At 62.7% G+C, this 17,138-nt stretch carries 21 protein-coding genes; 10 read left to right on the top strand and 11 right to left on the bottom strand.

What is annotated here, in order from left to right; translation table 11 throughout:
- Positions 1–133: 133 nt before the first annotated feature.
- Positions 134–415, top strand: a complete 282-nt coding sequence (locus tag ASD12_RS19010; protein WP_013528325.1) for a cupin domain-containing protein — start codon at positions 134–136, stop codon at positions 413–415.
- Between the two features lie 14 nt (positions 416–429).
- Here the strand turns inward: ASD12_RS19010 and ASD12_RS19015 are convergent, their stop codons facing one another.
- The 6 genes from ASD12_RS19015 to ASD12_RS19040 all read right to left on the bottom strand — a co-directional run bounded on the left by ASD12_RS19015 (position 430) and on the right by ASD12_RS19040 (position 6,265).
- Positions 430–849: a VOC family protein gene (locus tag ASD12_RS19015; RefSeq protein WP_056589337.1), complete on the bottom strand. Its 420-nt coding sequence runs from the start codon at positions 847–849 to the stop codon at positions 430–432.
- Between the two features lie 27 nt (positions 850–876).
- Positions 877–2,202, bottom strand: a complete 1,326-nt coding sequence (locus ASD12_RS19020) for a folylpolyglutamate synthase/dihydrofolate synthase family protein (RefSeq protein ID WP_056590101.1) — start codon at positions 2,200–2,202, stop codon at positions 877–879.
- Between the two features lie 124 nt (positions 2,203–2,326).
- Complete coding sequence (gene accD / locus ASD12_RS19025; protein WP_056589341.1) at positions 2,327–3,253, bottom strand: acetyl-CoA carboxylase, carboxyltransferase subunit beta; 927 nt, start codon at positions 3,251–3,253, stop codon at positions 2,327–2,329.
- A 200-nt stretch (positions 3,254–3,453) separates the two neighbouring features.
- Positions 3,454–4,293: a tryptophan synthase subunit alpha gene (gene trpA / locus ASD12_RS19030; protein WP_056589344.1), complete on the bottom strand. Its 840-nt coding sequence runs from the start codon at positions 4,291–4,293 to the stop codon at positions 3,454–3,456.
- A 2-nt stretch (positions 4,294–4,295) separates the two neighbouring features.
- Positions 4,296–5,516 carry a tryptophan synthase subunit beta gene (gene trpB / locus ASD12_RS19035; protein ID WP_056589347.1) on the bottom strand — a complete coding sequence of 407 codons (1,221 nt, stop codon included), beginning with the start codon at positions 5,514–5,516 and terminating at the stop codon, positions 4,296–4,298.
- Positions 5,517–5,605: 89 nt separating this feature from the next.
- Complete coding sequence (locus ASD12_RS19040; protein WP_056589350.1) at positions 5,606–6,265, bottom strand: phosphoribosylanthranilate isomerase; 660 nt, start codon at positions 6,263–6,265, stop codon at positions 5,606–5,608.
- 112 nt (positions 6,266–6,377) lie between these two features.
- Here ASD12_RS19040 and ASD12_RS19045 point away from each other — a divergent pair, with 112 nt between their 5' ends.
- Complete coding sequence (locus ASD12_RS19045) at positions 6,378–6,596, top strand: hypothetical protein (protein WP_056589353.1); 219 nt, start codon at positions 6,378–6,380, stop codon at positions 6,594–6,596.
- A 3-nt stretch (positions 6,597–6,599) separates the two neighbouring features.
- Here ASD12_RS19045 and ASD12_RS19050 read toward each other — a convergent pair whose 3' ends face one another.
- The 4 genes from ASD12_RS19050 to ASD12_RS19065 form a co-directional block, all read right to left on the bottom strand.
- Positions 6,600–7,358 carry a M48 family metallopeptidase gene (locus ASD12_RS19050; protein ID WP_056589356.1) on the bottom strand — a complete coding sequence of 253 codons (759 nt, stop codon included), beginning with the start codon at positions 7,356–7,358 and terminating at the stop codon, positions 6,600–6,602.
- 100 nt (positions 7,359–7,458) lie between these two features.
- The gene (locus tag ASD12_RS19055) at positions 7,459–7,941 is read right to left on the bottom strand and encodes a DUF2852 domain-containing protein (protein WP_056589360.1); all 483 of its coding nucleotides are present in this window, start codon (positions 7,939–7,941) and stop codon (positions 7,459–7,461) included.
- Positions 7,942–8,058: 117 nt separating this feature from the next.
- The gene (locus tag ASD12_RS19060) at positions 8,059–9,201 is read right to left on the bottom strand and encodes a benzoate/H(+) symporter BenE family transporter (RefSeq protein WP_056589363.1); all 1,143 of its coding nucleotides are present in this window, start codon (positions 9,199–9,201) and stop codon (positions 8,059–8,061) included.
- Positions 9,201–9,989 carry an alpha/beta hydrolase gene (locus ASD12_RS19065; RefSeq protein ID WP_056589366.1) on the bottom strand — a complete coding sequence of 263 codons (789 nt, stop codon included), beginning with the start codon at positions 9,987–9,989 and terminating at the stop codon, positions 9,201–9,203. Before ASD12_RS19065 ends, ASD12_RS19060 begins: the two co-directional genes overlap by 1 nt.
- A 207-nt stretch (positions 9,990–10,196) precedes the next feature.
- On the opposite strand from ASD12_RS19065, the gene infC reads away from it, so the two are divergent.
- A complete protein-coding gene (gene infC / locus ASD12_RS19070) occupies positions 10,197–10,733 on the top strand; it encodes a translation initiation factor IF-3 (RefSeq protein ID WP_013528312.1) in 537 nt (178 codons plus the stop codon).
- Here infC and ASD12_RS35775 read toward each other — a convergent pair.
- Complete coding sequence (locus tag ASD12_RS35775; protein WP_280139575.1) at positions 10,730–10,858, bottom strand: hypothetical protein; 129 nt, start codon at positions 10,856–10,858, stop codon at positions 10,730–10,732. The two genes, infC and ASD12_RS35775, sit on opposite strands and share 4 nt — an antisense overlap.
- Positions 10,859–10,901: 43 nt before the next feature.
- Here ASD12_RS35775 and ASD12_RS19075 point away from each other — a divergent pair, with 43 nt between their 5' ends.
- From ASD12_RS19075 to ASD12_RS19105, 7 genes are all read left to right on the top strand, one after another.
- Positions 10,902–11,528 carry an isoprenylcysteine carboxylmethyltransferase family protein gene (locus tag ASD12_RS19075; protein ID WP_056589369.1) on the top strand — a complete coding sequence of 209 codons (627 nt, stop codon included), beginning with the start codon at positions 10,902–10,904 and terminating at the stop codon, positions 11,526–11,528.
- 182 nt (positions 11,529–11,710) lie between these two features.
- Positions 11,711–11,914, top strand: coding sequence for a 50S ribosomal protein L35 (gene rpmI, locus ASD12_RS19080; RefSeq protein ID WP_006201248.1), 204 nt, complete (start codon positions 11,711–11,713; stop codon positions 11,912–11,914).
- Positions 11,915–12,007: 93 nt separating this feature from the next.
- Entirely contained in the window at positions 12,008–12,409 is a 402-nt protein-coding gene (rplT, locus tag ASD12_RS19085) for a 50S ribosomal protein L20 (RefSeq protein ID WP_023672281.1), read from the top strand.
- Positions 12,410–12,563: 154 nt separating this feature from the next.
- A complete protein-coding gene (gene pheS, locus ASD12_RS19090) occupies positions 12,564–13,661 on the top strand; it encodes a phenylalanine--tRNA ligase subunit alpha (RefSeq protein ID WP_056590104.1) in 1,098 nt (365 codons plus the stop codon).
- The gene (locus ASD12_RS19095) at positions 13,658–14,080 is read left to right on the top strand and encodes a GFA family protein (protein ID WP_056589373.1); all 423 of its coding nucleotides are present in this window, start codon (positions 13,658–13,660) and stop codon (positions 14,078–14,080) included. The genes pheS and ASD12_RS19095 overlap by 4 nt, the downstream gene beginning before the upstream one ends.
- Entirely contained in the window at positions 14,077–16,485 is a 2,409-nt protein-coding gene (gene pheT / locus ASD12_RS19100) for a phenylalanine--tRNA ligase subunit beta (protein ID WP_056589375.1), read from the top strand. The genes ASD12_RS19095 and pheT overlap by 4 nt, the downstream gene beginning before the upstream one ends.
- 40 nt (positions 16,486–16,525) lie before the next feature.
- Positions 16,526–17,128, top strand: coding sequence for a nucleotidyltransferase family protein (locus ASD12_RS19105; protein WP_056589378.1), 603 nt, complete (start codon positions 16,526–16,528; stop codon positions 17,126–17,128).
- Positions 17,129–17,138: the final 10 nt, after the last annotated feature.

The following is a 17,138-nucleotide window of genomic DNA, read 5'->3' on the forward strand; positions in this document are numbered from 1 at the left end:
GGCCTCGTGCCGGGCTTTTTGTTGCGCCCAACCTACAGCGCCGCGCGTCCTTGGGTCATGCGCTGGGTCGCTCTGGCCCTGACGTCCGGCCGCTCCATGTCTTCTGTTGGCAGCAGAAGCAGGGAGAAACGACATGACCGGATCCGCCAAGGCCACCGTCTTCATCGACAATGAGCGCGTCATCGTTACCGAGTACCGCTTCGCGCCGGGCGAGAACACCGGCTGGCACCGACATGGCCACGACTATGTCGTCGTGCCGCTGATGGACGGCAAGGTGAAGCTGTTGACCAAGGACGGCGAATCCTTTGCCGAGATGAAGAAGGGTGCGCCCTATTTCCGCAAGGAGGGCGTCGAGCATGACGTCATCAACGCCAATGAAGGCGAATATGCTTTCATCGAGATCGAATTGAAGTAAGCCGTCAGGCGCGATTACCAGTCGACAATGCGATCGCCTCCGGCGAATTGCGCACTTTCTTCGGTATATTCGAACAGCTCGATCTTCACGTCGTTGGGGTCGCGAACCCAGGCCTGCCAGGTGTCGTCGCAGGCCAGTTTCTTTGACGTGATGTCTATCCCCTTCGACCTGATATGGGCGATCGCCGCATCAATATTTTCCACCTCGAGACAGAAATGATTGATCTGGTTCAGGTCGCTGTAGTGAGCTCCGTCCTTCTGGAACACCTCGATATGGCTGCGACCGCCGCAATTGAGGTAGAATCCGAAAATCCTGCCATCGCGCAGGAAATTGAATTGCGTGTCCATGCCGAGGACGTCGCGATAGAAGCTTCGCGTCGCCTCCAGGTCATGCGCGAAGATGCAGGCGTGAGCGAGCTGCTTGACCTTGATCATGACGGGTTCCTCGCAGAAAATCCGACCTCAGGTCGGCGGCGTGCCGTTCTCGGCCAGCACCGCGCCGGCCAGGTACAATGACCCGCCGATCAGGATGCGCGGCGCTGGGCCGTCCCAGGTGTCGCGCAGCAGCATCAGCGCATTGGCAACGGAACTCACCGGCTCGGCCGTCAGCCCCGCTTCCGTCGCCCGGACCGCCAGTTCGTCGTTCGGCACGCCGGCGTCGCTCAGGCTCACCGGCACCGTGTAGACATGCCGGGCGAGGCCCTTGAAGGCACGGAAATAGCCGCTCTGGTCCTTGGTATTGATCATGCCCGAGATGAGGAAGAGCGGACGCGGGTTCTTTTCTTCCTGCTCGGCCAGCGCCTCGGCGACGACCACGCCGGCGCCCGGATTGTGGCCGCCGTCGAGCCAGATGTCGGCGCCCTTCGGCGCCAGGTCGGCCAGCCGGCCCTGCGCCAGTTTCTGCATGCGGCCGGGCCAGGTAACATTGATCATCGCCTTCTCGGCGGCGCGATGGCTGATCTCGAAACCGGCCGCCTTGACCGCGGCGATCGCCGCCGCCGCATTCGCGAACTGGTGGCGTCCGGGCAGCCTGGGCGGCGGCAGGTCCATCAAGCCGTCCTCGTCCTGATAGACCATGCGGCCGTTTTCCTCGAAGGCAAGGAAATCCTGGCCGTAGACGAAGGTCGGGCATTCGAGCCGTTCGGCGGTTTCGATCAGCACCTGCAGCGCCGTCTCGCTTTCCTGTGCGCCGATGACCACCGGGCAGCCACGCTTGATGATGCCGGCCTTTTCCGCCGCGATCAGTTCGACACGGTCGCCGAGATAGGCCTCGTGGTCGAGCGACACCGGCATGATCACCGACACGGCCGGCTCCTTGACGACGTTGGTCGCGTCGAAGCGGCCGCCGAGCCCGACCTCGATGATCGCGGCATCGGCCTGATGTTCGGAAAACAGGAGGAAGGTGACGGCGGTGAGGATCTCGAAGACGGTGATCGTCTCGCCTTCATTGGCCCTGGCGACACGGGCGATGGCATCGGCGAAAACCCTGTCCTCGACCAGCCTGCCGCCGCCATCGGCGGCCAGCCGGTAGCGCTCGTGCCAGTTGACCAGATGCGGCGAGGTGTGGACATGGACCCGGTAGTCCGCCGCCTCGAGCAGGGCTCGCGAAAAGGCAGCGCACGAACCCTTGCCATTGGTGCCGGCGATGTGGATGACCGGCGGCAGCCGGTCCTGCGGATTATCGAGCCGCTCCAGGAGCCGCGAAATGCGGTCGAGCGAAAGGTCGAAGCCTTTCGGGTGAAGCGCCATCAGGGCTTCGATTTCGCGGTCGGCGGCAAGCGTTGTCATGGCGCAATCCTGGCCCATGACCCCGAAAACCAGAATCGGTTTCGCAAAGGGCCATGGCAATTCAAAAAAGCTACAGCGCGCCAGGGACATGGCGCAATCGCTGTCCGCGGCGCTTCTTGTCGCGTCAAGCCTGCGGACGTGCCTCGGCCGGAATTGTTGCCGGCGGCAGGATTTCCGGCTCGAGCGGCTTTTGCTCTTCCGGCAGCTTGAGCAGCATCTTGAGCAGCCGCGCGATGGTTTCGCGCAACTCCAGCCGCGACACCACCATGTCGACCATGCCGTGCTCCATCAGATATTCGGAGCGCTGGAAGCCGTCGGGCAGTTTTTCCCGGATGGTCTGTTCGATGACGCGCGGTCCGGCAAAGCCGATCAGCGCGCCGGGCTCGGCGATGTGCACGTCGCCCAGCATGGCGTAGGAGGCGGTGACGCCGCCGGTGGTCGGGTTGGTCAAAACGACGATGTAGGGAAGGCCGGCTTCCTTCAGCCTGTCGACGCCGACCGTTGTCCTCGGCAGCTGCATGAGGGACAAAATACCTTCCTGCATGCGGGCGCCGCCGGAGGCGGCAAACAGGATCAGCGGCCGCTTGCGCTGCAGGGCGACTTCGAAACCATGCACGATGGCGTCACCGGCGGCCATGCCGAGTGAGCCGCCCATGAAGGCGAAATCTTGCACCGTGACCACAACCGGCAGGCCCTCGACGGTTCCAAGCGCATTGATGATCGCGTCTTCCAGGCCGGTCTTGGCCTTGGCGTCCTTCAACCGGTCGATATAGCGCTTCTCGTCGCGGAATTTCAGCGGATCCTGCATCACCTTGGGGTTGTCCAGGGTCTCGTATTTGCCGTCATCGAAGAAGAATCTCAGCCGCTCCTTGGCCGAGATCTTCATGTGATGGCCGGACGACGGAATGACGAACTGGTTGGATTCCAGATCCTTGTGGAACACCATCTCGCCGGTCTCCGGATCCTTGATCCAGAGGTTCTCGGGCATGTCGGTGCGCCGGCCGAGCATCGAATTGATCTTCGGGCGAACGTAATTGGTGATCCAGTTCATCGCTTCGGCTCCTGTCCTGACGAAGAGTTAGAGCAATTCCAGGAAAAGTGTGAAGCGGTTTTCCGTCCGGAATTGCGGTAAACTAAGAAGATAGAGCGGTTCGGCGTTTCCGTGAAACGGTGAACCGATCTAGTGCATGTCGCCCAAAAGTGGAAACCGGTTTTGGGATAACGACATGCGCAAAAGCTGACGTAGGAGAACTATTCGGCGGCAGCAAGGCGGGCCGAGCGCACACCTTGCGCAAGGCCGCTGACCAGTGTGGCGACGGCTTCGGCCGGGTCGGCGGTCTTCTCACCCTTCGGCCCCAGCACATTGGCCACCGCATTGACGATCGCGGTGCCAACGACGACGCCATCGGCATTGGCGCCGATCACGCGGGCCTGCTCGGCGGTCTTGACGCCGAAGCCGACGCAGACCGGCAGGTCGGTGTGTCCCTTGATACGCTTGACCGCCGCCGCCACCTTGCCGGTGTCGGCCAGCGCCGAGCCGGTGATGCCGGTCATCGACACGTAGTAGACGAAGCCGGACGTGTTCTGCAGCACCTTGGGCAGGCGCTTGTCGTCGGTGGTCGGTGTCGCCAGCCGGATGAAGTTGATGCCGGCTTTCAGCGCCGGAATGCACAGCTCCTCGTCCATCTCCGGCGGCAGGTCGACGACGATCAGCCCGTCGATGCCGCTGGCGATAGCGTCCTTGAGGAAGCGGTCGACGCCATAGATGTAGATCGGATTGTAGTAGCCCATCAGCACGATCGGCGTCTCATCGTCGCCGGTGCGGAACTCCGACGCCATCTTCAGCGTCTTGACCAGCGTCTGGCCGCCTTTCAGCGCCCTGAGGCCCGCTGCCTGGATCGCCGGGCCGTCGGCCATCGGATCGGAGAACGGCATGCCGAGCTCGATGATGTCGGAGCCCGCGCCGGGCAGCGCCTTCATGATCGACAAAGAGGTGTCGTAGTCAGGGTCGCCGCCCATGAAATAGGTGACGAGCGCCGGGCGGCCTTCGGTCTTCAGCTTCGCCATGCGGCGGTCGATGCGGGTGGCCATGATCAGATCTCCATGCCCAGCATGCTGGCCACCGTGTGCACGTCCTTGTCGCCACGGCCGGACAGGTTGACGATGACGATCTGGTCCTTGTCCATGGCAGGCACGATCTTCACCGCATGCGCGATGGCATGCGCCGATTCCAGCGCAGGGATGATGCCTTCGACGCGCGTCGTCAGCTTGAAGGCCTCCAGCGCCTCGTCGTCGAGGATCGGCACATATTCGACGCGGCCTGAATCACGCAGCCAGGAATGTTCCGGCCCGACGCCGGGATAGTCGAGGCCGGCCGAGATCGAATGCCCGTCCATGATCTGGCCGTCGGCATTCTGCAGGAGATAGGTGCGGTTGCCGTGCAGCACGCCGGGTTTTCCTGCATTCATCGAGGCGCAATGCTCGATGCCGTCGAGGCCGCGTCCGCCGGCTTCGATGCCGATGATGCGAACCTCCTTGTCATCGAGGAAGGGATGGAACAGGCCGATGGCGTTCGAACCGCCGCCGACAGCGGCGATGATCGTGTCCGGCAACCGGCCTTCCCGTTCGAGGATCTGCGCCCGCGCCTCGATGCCGATCACCGACTGGAAGTCGCGCACCAGTTCCGGATAGGGATGCGGGCCGGCGGCGGTGCCGATCAGGTAATAAGTGTCCTCGACATTGGTCACCCAGTCGCGCAACGCCTCGTTCATGGCGTCCTTCAGCGTGCCGTGACCGGCGGTCACCGGCCGCACTTCGGCGCCGAGCAGCTTCATGCGGAAGACGTTGGGGCTTTGCCGGGCGACGTCGGTGGCGCCCATATAGACGACGCAGGGAAAGCCGAAACGGGCCGCGACCGTGGCCGACGCCACGCCATGCTGGCCGGCGCCGGTCTCGGCGATGATGCGCTTCTTGCCCATGCGCTTGGCCAGCAGGATCTGGCCGAGGCAGTTGTTGATCTTGTGCGAACCGGTGTGGTTCAGATCCTCGCGCTTGAAATAGACCTTTGCGCCACCGAGATGTTTGGTCAGCCCCTCGGCGAAATAGAGTTTTGAAGGCCGCCCGGCATAGTGGGTCGAGAGGTCAGTCAGTTCGGCCCTGAAATCCGCATCGTTCTTGACCTCGTTCCAATGCCGTTCCAGGTCGAGGATCAGCGGCATTAGCGTTTCGGCAACGAAACGACCGCCGAAAATGCCGAACATACCCTGTTCGTCGGGTCCGGTGCGGAAGGAATTGGGTGTCGCCGGCTTGTTCATCGCCGATCTCCTGGCATCTTGATTTCTTGAGCATGTCCTTGTCGGAAAACCGGATTCCACTTTCCGGAACATGCTCTGGTTTGAGCCGGTCAGGCGGCGCGGTTGTCGCGTGCTGCCCTGACGGCCCGGAAAAACTGTTCGATCAGCGCCGGATCCTTGACGCCCGTCGGGCTTTCCACGCCTGAGGAAATGTCTATTCCGGGCGGGTTGGCAAGCCGAAGGGCATCGCCGATATTGACGGCGTTGAGCCCACCGGAAAGCATGTAATCGACGCCGCCGTCAAGGTCGACAAGAACGCGCCAGTCGAAGGCGACACCATTGCCGCCCGGCAGTTCCGAGCCTTTCGGCGGCTTGGCGTCGAACAGGAAGCGATCGGCAATGCCGATGAATGGTTTTATCCGTTCGAGATCGGCAGCCTCGCCGAGCGGCAGCGCCTTCATCACCGGCAGGCCATAGCGGGCTTTGACCTCGGCCACGCGCTCGGGCGTTTCCGCGCCGTGCAGCTGCAGCATGTCAGGCTGCATCTTGGCAACGATCTCATCCAGGAAGGCGTCGCTGGCATCAACGGTGACGGCAACCGCCATCGCCTTGCCACGCGCCGCTTCGCGCAAACGGCCAGCTTCCGCCGGGTCGACATAGCGAGGGCTTTTGGCGAAGAAAATAAACCCGACATGGCTGGCACCGCCGGACAGCGCCGCCGCCATTGCCGCGTCGGTCTTCAAGCCGCAGATCTTTATGTCGAGTGCCATGGCGCGGGAATTGGCATGAAAAACGAAAAGAGTCGAGAAAAAGCATGCTGTTTGCCGGCAAGGCCAAAGGCGCTACCTATGGATGGACAGGATGCAAGGCGGGAGCACGATCATGGCCGACAGAACCGTTGCCGAACTCAGGCAGAAAATCACGCAGGCGCGCGAGGTCATTGCGCACCTGATAGACAAGGCCGCCTTCAACGGCGCCGAGGCGCACCGCGCGCTCGACTATTTCGGCAGCGATGCCTTCGACGGCAATTTTTTGCCGTGGCCGCATCATGGTGACGAAGGCTTGCGTCCGGAGGATCTCAACGCGGCGAATGATGATTGAGGGTTACTCGAACGCAATCGCCTGCAGGGCGCCGCCATTGCGCTTCAGCCATGCCTTGCAGCGTTCGGTGTCCGGACAGAGTTGCTCGCACAGCTTCCAGAATTTCGGACCGTGGTTCATCTCCTTGAGATGCGCCACTTCATGCGCGACGAGGTAATTGATGACCGGCGACGGCGCCATCATGATGCGCCAGGAAAACGACAGATTGCCGTCGGAGGTGCATGAGCCCCAGCGGCTCGACGTGTCCTTGAAGCGGATCGCCTTGGCGCGCTTGCCCAGCGCCTCGGTGTGCTTGACCACCAGCTTCTCGATCTCGCGCTTGGCCTCGCGCTTGAGGAAATCGGCGATGCGGCGCGGCAGGTGTATGCGATCGCCATGCACGATCAGCAGCGGACCGCGCTCGTCGAGCGATACGGTGACGGTGCCGCGTTTCGAGGGCTCATGGACGATGCGGTGCGCCACGCCGCGCACCGGAATCTTGATGCCCGGCCGCACCTGCGGCCGCGCCGGAACCTTGGCCAGCCGCTGTTCCAGCCAGTCCTGATGGCGGTCGAGGAATTTTTCCACCTCGCCCCGGCGTAGGCCCGGCGGCACGGTGATGCGCAGGCCGCGGCCGCCGGAATCGATGCGCAGCGTCAGCCGCCTTGCGCGATCGTTCTCGACGATCTTGAGCGGCAATGAGCGCCCGGCAACGACATGCTCGCGCTCTTCGACTGGCGCGGGCTTGGGCTTTGTCAGATTGCGGAAGAAGCCGAATGACATGGCGCAACGATACGTGATTCGAGGAAAACGAATAGAACAAAAAAGAAACGGCGCCGCTCGCGCGACGCCGTTTTTTCACGATGTGGCCTGTCGCTTGGCCTCAGTCGTCAAGCAGGTTCGAGCCCTTGCCACGCTTGGTGGTCGTCGTTCCAGTGCTCGGATCGGTCTTCGTCGGCGCCGTCGACTTGTTGCGGTTAGCCATGAAGCGATCGAACTCCTCCTGGTCCTTGGCGCGGCGCAATTCGCGGGCATACTCGTCGAACTGGGTCAGCATCTCGTCGAGCTTGCGGCGTTCTTCGTTCAGGCGCTCAAGTTCCTTTTCGCGCCAGTCGTCGAAAGCGACGTTGCCGGTGCGAGCCGAACCATTGCCCCAGCGCGCGGCCTTGTCGGAACCGCGGCGGCAGCCGGCGAAAATGCCGTCGGTCGCGCGGTTGACGTCACGCTTGAAGCCGTCGAGGCGGTCGCCCCAGATGATATAGGCAAGCATGGCGAAGCCGAGTGGCCAGAACACCATGAAACCCACAACCATCAACGCGATGGTCGCCGGCGTCCAGGCCGGACGGATCAATGCAGATGTGTTCATTTTCTCCCATTCCTTCGGTTGGAGACAGCCAAACCCGGCTGCGTGGAATCGAAATGGGAAGAGAAAAACGGCGATTCAAGACAATGTCCGCCAAAACCGGACAAGCATCTGAAATGATTATCGCTTTTTGAGCCTGTCAAGGAAAAGCACGACCAGGCCGGCAACAAGTCCCCAGAATGCTGCGCCAACGCCGAACAGCGTCAGCCCTGATGCGGTGACCACAAAGGTGACCGTGGCGGCCATGCGGTCGCCCTCGTCCTTGAGCGCGATCGACAGCGCGTTGGCGAGCGATGCCATCAGCGCGAGCCCTGCCACCAGCACGATCAGGCTCTGCGGCAGCACAGCGAAGATCGCCACCAGCGAAGCGCCGAAAATCGCGAAGCCGAGATAAGCGAGCGCATAGAACGGTCCGGTCTTCCAGCGCTCGGCGGGATCGGGATGGACGTCCGGCCCGGTGCAGATCGCCGCCGAGATCGCCGCCAGATTGGTGGTCGAGCCGCCGAAGGGTGCCGACAGCAGCGAAAACAGGCCGGTGACACCGATCAGCGGGCCTGGCTCAGGATGGTAGCCGGCGGCGCGCAGCACGGCCAGGCCGGAGAGATTCTGCGAAGCCATGGTGACGAGGTAGAGCGGCAGTGCCAGGCCGATCATCGCCTTGGCGGTGAAATCAGGCGCAATCAGCGTCAGCGTCGACAGTTCCGGTGTCGGCAGTCCGCCGACACGGCCGGTCAGGAAGGCGGCAAGGCCACCACCGATCAGCACCGCCAGCACCGACAGGGCCGGATTGAAGAGCCGGATGACGAAGAAGGCCGCGATCAACGGCAGGATCAGCCACGGGTCTACAGGAATGGTCTTCACCGCATTGAGCGCGAAGGTGACGACGATGCCTGCCAGCATGCCCGAGGCGACCGAGGGCGGTATCCTCGAGATCAGCTTCGTCAGGGGCCGGAACAGCCCGGTGACGATCAGAAGGATACCGGTGACGATGAAGGCGGCGACGGCCTCGCCCATCGAAAAGCCGCTCGATGCCGCGATCAGCGCCAGGCCCGGCGTCGACCAGGCGGTGATAACAGGCATCTTCGTGCGCCAGGACAGCCACAGGCTCTCGATCGCCATGGCCAGGCAGATCGTCGTCACCCAGCTTGCCGTCTCGATCTGCGTCGCGCCGACTGCGTTGGCGGCGGCGATGACGATGGCCAGCGTGCCGCCGAAGCCGACGATGGCGGCGACGAACGCGTGTATCGGAATGGAAAGGCGCATCAGTTTCCCCGCTGCGCCATCGCGTCGACGGCCCGCACCAGCATGTCGAGATCCTGCGGCCGCGACAGGCGGTGGTCGCCGTCTGGTATCAGCGACACGGTCACGTCGTCGGCCGGCAACAGACTGACCAGCTTCAGCGCGTGGCTTGCCGGAACGTCCGCATCGGCCAACCCCTGCAGGATGTGCACTGGGCAATGCGTGTCGATCGGACCTGTCATCACCCTGTTGTCGCGCCCGTCCTCGATCAGCGCGCGCGTGTAGATGTAAGGCTCGGCGGAATAGTCGGAGGGCTCCTCGAAGAAGCCTTTCTCCGTGAGGTCGCGCTTCTGCGCCTGCGTCAGCACCGGTTCGACCAGTTCAGCGGTGAAATCCGGCGCCGGCGCCAGCAGCACCAGCCCGGCGACATTGCTGTCGCCTGCCTTGCGCAGCTCTTGCACCATGCGCAGCGCGATCCAGGCGCCCATCGAGGAGCCGACCAGGATCTGCCTGCCCTTGGTGAAATGCCGGAACACGGCAAGGCTCTGTGCAAGCCATGTCGAAATCGTGCCGTCGGCAAAGGCGCCGCCGGATTCGCCGTGGCCGGAATAATCATGGCGCAGGAAGGCGCGGCCTTCTCTTGCCGCCCAGTCCGACAGCGTCTGCGCCTTCGTGCCCAGCATGTCCGACTTGTAGCCGCCGAGCCAGACGATGCCGGGCTCGGCACCTTTCGTATGGCGCACCGCGATGCGCGATCCCCCCACATCCAGAAAGATTGGGACTTCCAGAGAGAGTGGGGGCGTGACAGTCATGGCTTTTTCCTCAACGTCGGTCTTGTGGCACAGCCGGCGGCGAGGCGGAAAGTGCTCGCGATGTTTCTTTGTTTGGTGCAGGGCAGCGATCAGGGTGATTTTCTGTCAATGCTGTGCTATTGACTCCGCCCGCGCGCTCACCACATTGGCGCGTCCACGCATCAACACTGATAAACCCTGAACGAAACGGCCAAGGAGACCACGACCATTCGCAGACCTTTCAAAGCAGCGGCGCCGACCAAGGATGGCCCGCGCTCCAACCGTGACATCCGGGTTCCCCGGGTCCAGCTTATCGACGCCGAAGGCCAGAACCGCGGCGATGTTTCCATCAACGACGCATTGCTGCTCGCCGAAGAGGCTGGGCTCGATCTCGTCGAGATATCGCCCAATGCGGTACCCCCCGTCGTCAAGATCCTCGATCTCGGCAAGTTGAAATACGCCAACCAGAAGAAGGCGGCCGAGGCGCGCAAGAACCAGAAGGTCATCGAGATCAAGGAGATCAAGATGCGCCCGAACATCGACAGCCATGACTATGAGACCAAGATGAAGGCGGTTCGCCGCTTCTTCGAGGAAGGCGACAAGGTCAAGCTGACGCTGCGGTTCCGCGGCCGCGAAATGGCGCATATGGAACTCGGCATGCAGCTTCTGAACAAGGTCCGTGAGGAAGTGGCGACCATTGCCAAGGTCGAGGCGGAACCAAAGCTCGAAGGCCGCCAGATGATGATGGTGCTGTCGCCGCGCTAAGGTGTGCCGAATATCAGCGCATCTGAGATCACGATGACGTCAGGCTTGGCTATCGCGCTTAAATCCGCCTGAATCACATTCCAAGGCGTCCCGGCGATCGGCGGGACGCCTGTTTTCTTGGCCAAGGCTGCGATCGCTGGCCAAGTTCCTCGACGATCGGATTCCACCTTGGACAAAGAACTCAAATACGGGCTGGGTAACTACCAGCATACGCGCAGGATGGTGCTTGCCGGGCTCGTGGCGGTGCTGTTCGCAGCGTTGCTGTTTGGCCAATCGACGTTTCCGCCTGACACACTGGTGCATGAGTCGATCGAGATGTTCGGCGTGCTGCTGATTTTCCTCGGCATCGTCGGGCGCCTCTGGGCGACACTCTACATAGGCGGACGCAAATCGTCCGAGGTGGTGACCGGCGGGCCTTACTCGATCACCCGCAACCCGCTCTATGTGTTCTCGACCGTAGCCGCGGCCGGCGTCGGCGCGCAGATCGGCTCGTTCACCGGCATCATTCTCTTCGGGCTTTTGTGCGCGGGCGCCTTCCACATCGTCATCCTGCGCGAGGAGAAATTCCTCAAGGAAGCGCTCGGCGCCACATACCAGGCCTATCTGGAGCGGGTGCCGCGCTTCTTCCCGAAATTGTCGCTCTACCAGGAGGGCGATACGGGCAGCTTCAAGCCGCGCCTGCTGTTGACCACGCTGCTCGACGGCCTGGTGTTCCTTGTCGCGCTGCCGGCCTTCGAACTGATCGACGGCGCCCAGCAGTCGGGCATGCTGCCGGTCTTGTTCACGCTGCCCTGATCCAGGACACAGCGCCGCATGTCCACGGGTGTTGCGCGCGGGCCGTCTTTGACGTATAGGACCGCCGTTCAAGAAAACCGCCCGGCAGGGCATGCCGTGGCGGTTTCATTTGCTTTTCGGGCTTTGGTCGGCCCGAAGCGAACAAGAAGCGCGATAGTGCGCCAACTAGACGGAGTAGCAAAATGCCCAAGATGAAGACCAAATCCGCCGCCAAAAAGCGGTTCAAGATCACAGGTACGGGTAAAGTCCTGTCGGCTGCTGCCGGCAAGCGTCACGGCATGATCAAGCGTTCCAACAAGTTTATTCGAAATGCCCGCGGCACGATGGTTCTGGCTGAACCGGATGGCAAGAAGGTCATCAAGAATTTTCTGCCGAACGGCCTCTAAGGCATTCGGTCTGGACACGCTTTTGTTTTACGCAATTCCGAACGGAAAACCGCAAGGCACTTTTCCTGGAATTGCTTTTAAGGAGATCATGACATGGCACGCGTAAAGAGAGGCGTCACCTCGCACGCCAAGCACAAGAAGGTCCTGAAAGCCGCCAAAGGCTTCTATGGCCGTCGCAAGAACACCATCCGCATCGCCAAGCAGGCGGTGGAAAAGTCGATGCAGTACGCGTATCGCGACCGCAAGAACCGCAAGCGCTCGTTCCGCGCTTTGTGGATCCAGCGCATCAACGCCGCGACGCACGAGCATGGCCTGACCTATGGCCGCTTCATCGACGGCCTCAACAAGTCGGGCATCGAGATCGATCGCAAGATCCTGTCGGACATGGCCATCCACGAGCCGCAGGCTTTCGCAGCCTTGGTCGCCAAGGCCAAGGTGGCGCTCGAATATCTGAAGAACACCACGCCGAACGCTTTTGAAAGCGCTGTCGCCTAAGACCAGCGCTTCCCAAGCATTCGCAATTCTGATTTGGGGAACCCGCGCTGGCACGGCTGGCGCGGGTTTTTCTTTTGCCTGAACCGTAGAGTGATTTTCACTTTAGAAGTGACTTTCACTTTAAGGCCGACCTCCCAACGTAGCGAGTTTGACCGTGAACGATGCAACCAACAGCCTGGATACGCTTGAAAACTCACTTCTGGCCGACATCGCGTCGGCCGCCGATGAGCCGGCCATCGAGGCCGTGCGCATCGCTGCCTTCGGCAAGAAGGGCACCGTGTCCGAGATGCTGAAAACACTTGGCGCCATGACCGCCGAAGAGCGGCAGGTCAAGGGTCCTGTTATCAACGGCCTCAAGAACCGCGTCACCGATGCACTCACCGCGCGCAAGGCCGAATTGAAGGATGTGGCGATCACCGCGCGTCTTGCCGCCGAAAAGGTCGACGTGACGCTGCCGGTGCGGCAGTCGCCGGCCGAGCGCGGCCGCATCCATCCGATCAGCCAGGTCATCGACGAGATCGCGGCGATCTTCGGAGATCTCGGTTTCTCCATAGCCGAAGGGCCGGATATCGAGACGGACCACTACAATTTCACGGCGCTGAACTTCCCCGAAGGCCATCCGGCGCGCGAGATGCACGACACCTTCTTCTTCCAGCCGGACGAGAAGGGCGAGCGCAAGCTTTTGCGCACCCACACCTCGCCGGTGCAGATCCGTACAATGGAGATGAAGAAGCCGCCGATCCGCATCGTCATTCCTGGCAAGACCTACCGGCAGGATTCGGACGCCACCCACTCGCCGATGTTCCATCAGGTCGAGGGGCTGGTGATCGACAAGACGGCCAACGTCGCCAACATGAAGTGGGTGCTGGAGGAGTTCTGCAAGGCCTTCTTCGAGGTGCCGCAGGTGAAGATGCGCTTCCGGCCGTCCTTCTTCCCGTTCACCGAGCCGAGCCTCGAGGTCGACATCCAGTGCGACCGCTCGCGGCCGGGCGAAGTGCGCTTCGGCGAGGGCTCCGACTGGATGGAGATCCTCGGCTGCGGCATGGTGCATCCCAATGTGCTGCGCCATGGCGGGCTCGATCCGGACGAATATCAGGGCTTTGCCTGGGGCATGGGCATCGACCGCATCGCCATGCTGAAATACGGCATGCCGGATTTGCGCGCCTTCTTCGACGCGGACGTGCGCTGGCTGTCGCATTACGGCTTCCGGCCGCTCGACATGCCGACCTTGTTCGGGGGCTTGAGCGCATGACAGCGCCGCACACCGGCGGCTGCCGCTGCGGCGCCGTGCGGTTCGAGGCCTTGGCCGAACCGCACCATGTCAGTTATTGCCATTGCGGCGATTGCCGGCGGGCCAGCGGCGCGCCGGTCTCGGCCTTTGTCGGCTTCCTGGTTGATCAGGTCGTGTTCACCGGCAAGGCGCTGAAGATGTTCGAGAACGGCCCGGTGACGCGCTCGTTCTGCGGCATTTGCGGCTCACCCATCGCCTATGTCGACGAGCGGCTGGAGGACGACATCTACTTCATGCTCGGCGCGATGGACGTGCCGGCCGATTTTGAGCCGACGCTGCATGCCTATGTCAGCGAGCAGCTTGCCTTCCTGCATATGTCCGACGACCTGCCGAGACATCTGAAAACAAGCGTCAAAAGACGAGACGGAACAGTCCCATGAAATTCACCCTCTCCTGGCTCAAGGATCATCTCGAGACCGACGCCACGCTCAACGAGATCGTCGAGCGGCTGACCTCGATCGGCCTCGAAGTCGAGCATGTCGACGACAAGTCGAGCCTGAAACCCTTCGTCATCGCCAGGGTGCTGACGGCGGTGCAGCATCCCGATGCCGACCGGCTGCGCGTGCTGACCGTCGATACGGGCGACGGCAAGGCGCCCGTGCAGGTCGTCTGCGGCGCACCGAACGCCCGAGCCGGCCTGATCGGCGCCTTTGCGGCGCCCGGCACCTATGTTCCGGGCATCGACGTGACGCTGACGGTCGGCAAGATCAGGGGCGTCGAAAGCCATGGCATGATGTGCTCCGAGCGCGAGCTGGAACTGTCCGACGAACACAACGGCATCATCGACCTGCCTGAGGATGCGCCTGTCGGCACCAGCTTCGCTGCCTATGCGCATCTCGACGATCCGGTCATCGAGATCAACCTGACACCGAACCGGCCGGATGCCACCAGCGTCTACGGCATCGCCAGGGATCTGGCGGCGAGCGGGCTTGGCCGCCTCGTCCGCGGTGCCATCATGCCGCATGCCGGCAGTGGCATGTGCCCGGTCAAGGTGACGATCGAGGCGCCGGAACTCTGCCCCGGCTTTGCGCTGCGGCTGGTCAAGGGCGTCAAGAACGGCCCGTCGCCGAAATGGCTGCAGCAGCGGCTGATCGCCATTGGTCTGAGACCCATCAGCGCGCTGGTCGACATCACCAATTACGTCACCTTCGACCGCGGCCGTCCGCTGCATGTGTTCGACGCCAGCAAGGTCGCCGGCAATCTGACCGTGCGGCGTGCGCGCGATGGCGAAAAGGTGCAGGCGCTCGATGGCCGCGAATATACGCTGACGCCGGAGATGTGCGTCATAGCAGATGACAATGGCGTCGAGTCGATCGCCGGCATCATGGGCGGCGAGCATTCAGGCTGCGACGAGAACACGACCGATGTGCTGATCGAATCCGCGCTTTGGGATCCGATCACCACCGCCCGCACCGGCCGCACGCTCGGCATCATCACCGACGCGCGCTATCGCTTCGAACGCGGTGTCGACCCCGAATTCATGGTGCCCGGCGTCGAACTGGCAACGAAACTCGTGCTCGATTTCTGCGGCGGCACGCCGACCGAGATCGAAGTGGCGGGCTATGCTGGACACAAGTCGAAGATCATCTCCTTCCCGCTGTCGGAAGTGAAGCGCCTGACCGGCATCGAGGTGCCGAAGGCGGACAGCCTCGACATCCTGTCGCGCCTCGGCTTCAAGCCTCAGGGGTCGGGTGATGTCGTCAACGTCGCCGTGCCGTCCTGGCGCCCAGATGTCGACGGCAGGGCGGATCTGGTCGAAGAGATCATGCGCATCCACGGCGTCGACAACATCGCACCGCAGCCGCTCGGTGCGCATGACGCGGTCAACGCAAAGATACTCACCACGCTGCAGGTTCGTACCCGCACCGCCAAGCGCGCGCTTGCCGTGCGCGGCATGATGGAGGCCGTCACCTGGTCGTTCATTCCGGCCAAACACGCCGAACTGTTCGGCGGTGGCCAGACCGCGCTGAAGCTCGCCAACCCGATCGCCGCCGACATGTCCGACATGCGGCCGTCGCTGCTGCCGGGGCTGATCGCCGCCGCCCAGCGCAATGCCGACAAGGGCATTGGCGACGTGGCGTTGTTCGAAGTGTCGGGCACCTATGAAGGCGATGGCGCCGACCAGCAGCGGCGCGTGGCCGCCGGCGTGCGCCGCGGCACCGCCAAGCTCGACGGCTCCGGCCGCAACTGGGCCGGCAATTCAGGCCCGGTCGGCGTGTTCGACGCCAAGGCCGACGCCATTGCCGCGCTCGAAGCCTGCGGTGCGCCGGTCGACCGGCTACAGATCGAGGCGGGCGGCCCGGCCTGGTATCATCCCGGTCGTTCCGGCACGATCAAGCTCGGCCCGAAAACCGTGCTCGGCACCTTCGGCGAATTCCATCCGAAGACGCTGGAGGGGCTCGATGTTTCCGGACCGCTCTGCGGCTTCGAAGTGTTCGTCGATGCCGTGCCCGAGCCGAAGGCCAAGCCGACGAAAACCAAGCCCAGGCTGGATCTCTCCGCTTTCCAGGCGGTGAAACGCGATTTCGCTTTCGTCGTCGACAAGTCGGTCGAGGCCGGCGCGCTGGTCCGCGCGGCGCTTGCGGCCGACAAGAAGCTGATCACTGCTGTCTCGGTCTTCGATATTTTCGAAGGTGCATCGCTCGGCGAGGGCAAGAAATCGATCGCCATCGAAGTGTCGATCCAGCCGGTCGAAAAGACGCTGACCGACGAGGATTTCGAGGCGCTGGCCAGGCGCATCGTCGAGAACGTCGGCAAGCAGACCGGTGGTGTGCTGAGGGGCTAAAAAACTTGCGAGCAGATGGCGAATCGCCCTCCAAAGGGCGATGGACCATCTGCGCTATTCCGGGCTCCCGTTTGAAGAACAGCGCACGGCGTTTCTCGACATCGTGTCGGCAGATACGCTCGTTCGCGAAGCGCTGGCGCGCGCCCGCACGCTCGACCTTCCGGATTGGCTGATCGTTTCCGGCGCGCTCTACAACAGCGTCTGGAACCATTTGACGGGAAAACCGTCGGGTTACGGTATCAAAGACGTCGACCTGTTCTATTTCGACGACGCCGACCTGTCCTACGAGGCGGAGGACGCGGTGATCCGCCGAGCGGCGGCGCATTTTGAAGGACTGCCGCTGCCGGTCGAGGTACGCAACCAGGCGCGGGTGCATTTGTGGTATCCGCAGAAGTTCGGCCGGCCCTGTCCGCGCTATACGGGCTCCAGCGAACCGCTCAGCAATTTTGCTTCGAAGACCCATGCGGTCGGGGTCCGATATGATGCTGACGGGCAGCTGGAGCTGGTGGCGCCGTTCGGGCTCGATGACCTCTTTTCGTTTCGCATCACGCCCAGCCGGGTGATGGACAATCAGCACACGCATGAGACGAAGGGTGCGAGGGCGAGGGAGAATTGGCCGGAGATCACGGTTGTGCCTTGGTAGGCCTATGAAA

It is taken from the genome of Mesorhizobium sp. Root102, assembly GCF_001425625.1.
Classification (GTDB): domain Bacteria; phylum Pseudomonadota; class Alphaproteobacteria; order Rhizobiales; family Rhizobiaceae; genus Mesorhizobium.

Bases quoted from the DNA above. Each gene is read 5' to 3' on its own strand.
- trpB (WP_056589347.1), bottom strand. From the start codon at position 5,516: ATGAACAAGCCGGCGACACCCAATTCCTTCCGCACCGGACCCGACGAA.
- ASD12_RS19040 (WP_056589350.1), bottom strand. From the start codon at position 6,265: ATGGCACTCGACATAAAGATCTGCGGCTTGAAGACCGACGCGGCAATG.
- ASD12_RS19060 (WP_056589363.1), bottom strand. From the start codon at position 9,201: ATGCGCCTTTCCATTCCGATACACGCGTTCGTCGCCGCCATCGTCGGC.
- ASD12_RS19010 (WP_013528325.1), top strand. From the start codon at position 134: ATGACCGGATCCGCCAAGGCCACCGTCTTCATCGACAATGAGCGCGTC.
- ASD12_RS19020 (WP_056590101.1), bottom strand. From the start codon at position 2,202: ATGACAACGCTTGCCGCCGACCGCGAAATCGAAGCCCTGATGGCGCTT.
- ASD12_RS19105 (WP_056589378.1), top strand. From the start codon at position 16,526: ATGGACCATCTGCGCTATTCCGGGCTCCCGTTTGAAGAACAGCGCACG.
- ASD12_RS19015 (WP_056589337.1), bottom strand. From the start codon at position 849: ATGATCAAGGTCAAGCAGCTCGCTCACGCCTGCATCTTCGCGCATGAC.
- accD (WP_056589341.1), bottom strand. From the start codon at position 3,253: ATGAACTGGATCACCAATTACGTTCGCCCGAAGATCAATTCGATGCTC.
- ASD12_RS19045 (WP_056589353.1), top strand. From the start codon at position 6,378: ATGGCCGACAGAACCGTTGCCGAACTCAGGCAGAAAATCACGCAGGCG.
- trpA (WP_056589344.1), bottom strand. From the start codon at position 4,293: ATGGCCACCCGCATCGACCGCCGCATGGCGAAGCTGAAGACCGAAGGC.
- rplT (WP_023672281.1), top strand. From the start codon at position 12,008: ATGGCACGCGTAAAGAGAGGCGTCACCTCGCACGCCAAGCACAAGAAG.
- ASD12_RS19095 (WP_056589373.1), top strand. From the start codon at position 13,658: ATGACAGCGCCGCACACCGGCGGCTGCCGCTGCGGCGCCGTGCGGTTC.
- ASD12_RS19050 (WP_056589356.1), bottom strand. From the start codon at position 7,358: ATGTCATTCGGCTTCTTCCGCAATCTGACAAAGCCCAAGCCCGCGCCA.
- ASD12_RS19065 (WP_056589366.1), bottom strand. From the start codon at position 9,989: ATGACTGTCACGCCCCCACTCTCTCTGGAAGTCCCAATCTTTCTGGAT.
- rpmI (WP_006201248.1), top strand. From the start codon at position 11,711: ATGCCCAAGATGAAGACCAAATCCGCCGCCAAAAAGCGGTTCAAGATC.
- ASD12_RS19055 (WP_056589360.1), bottom strand. From the start codon at position 7,941: ATGAACACATCTGCATTGATCCGTCCGGCCTGGACGCCGGCGACCATC.
- pheT (WP_056589375.1), top strand. From the start codon at position 14,077: ATGAAATTCACCCTCTCCTGGCTCAAGGATCATCTCGAGACCGACGCC.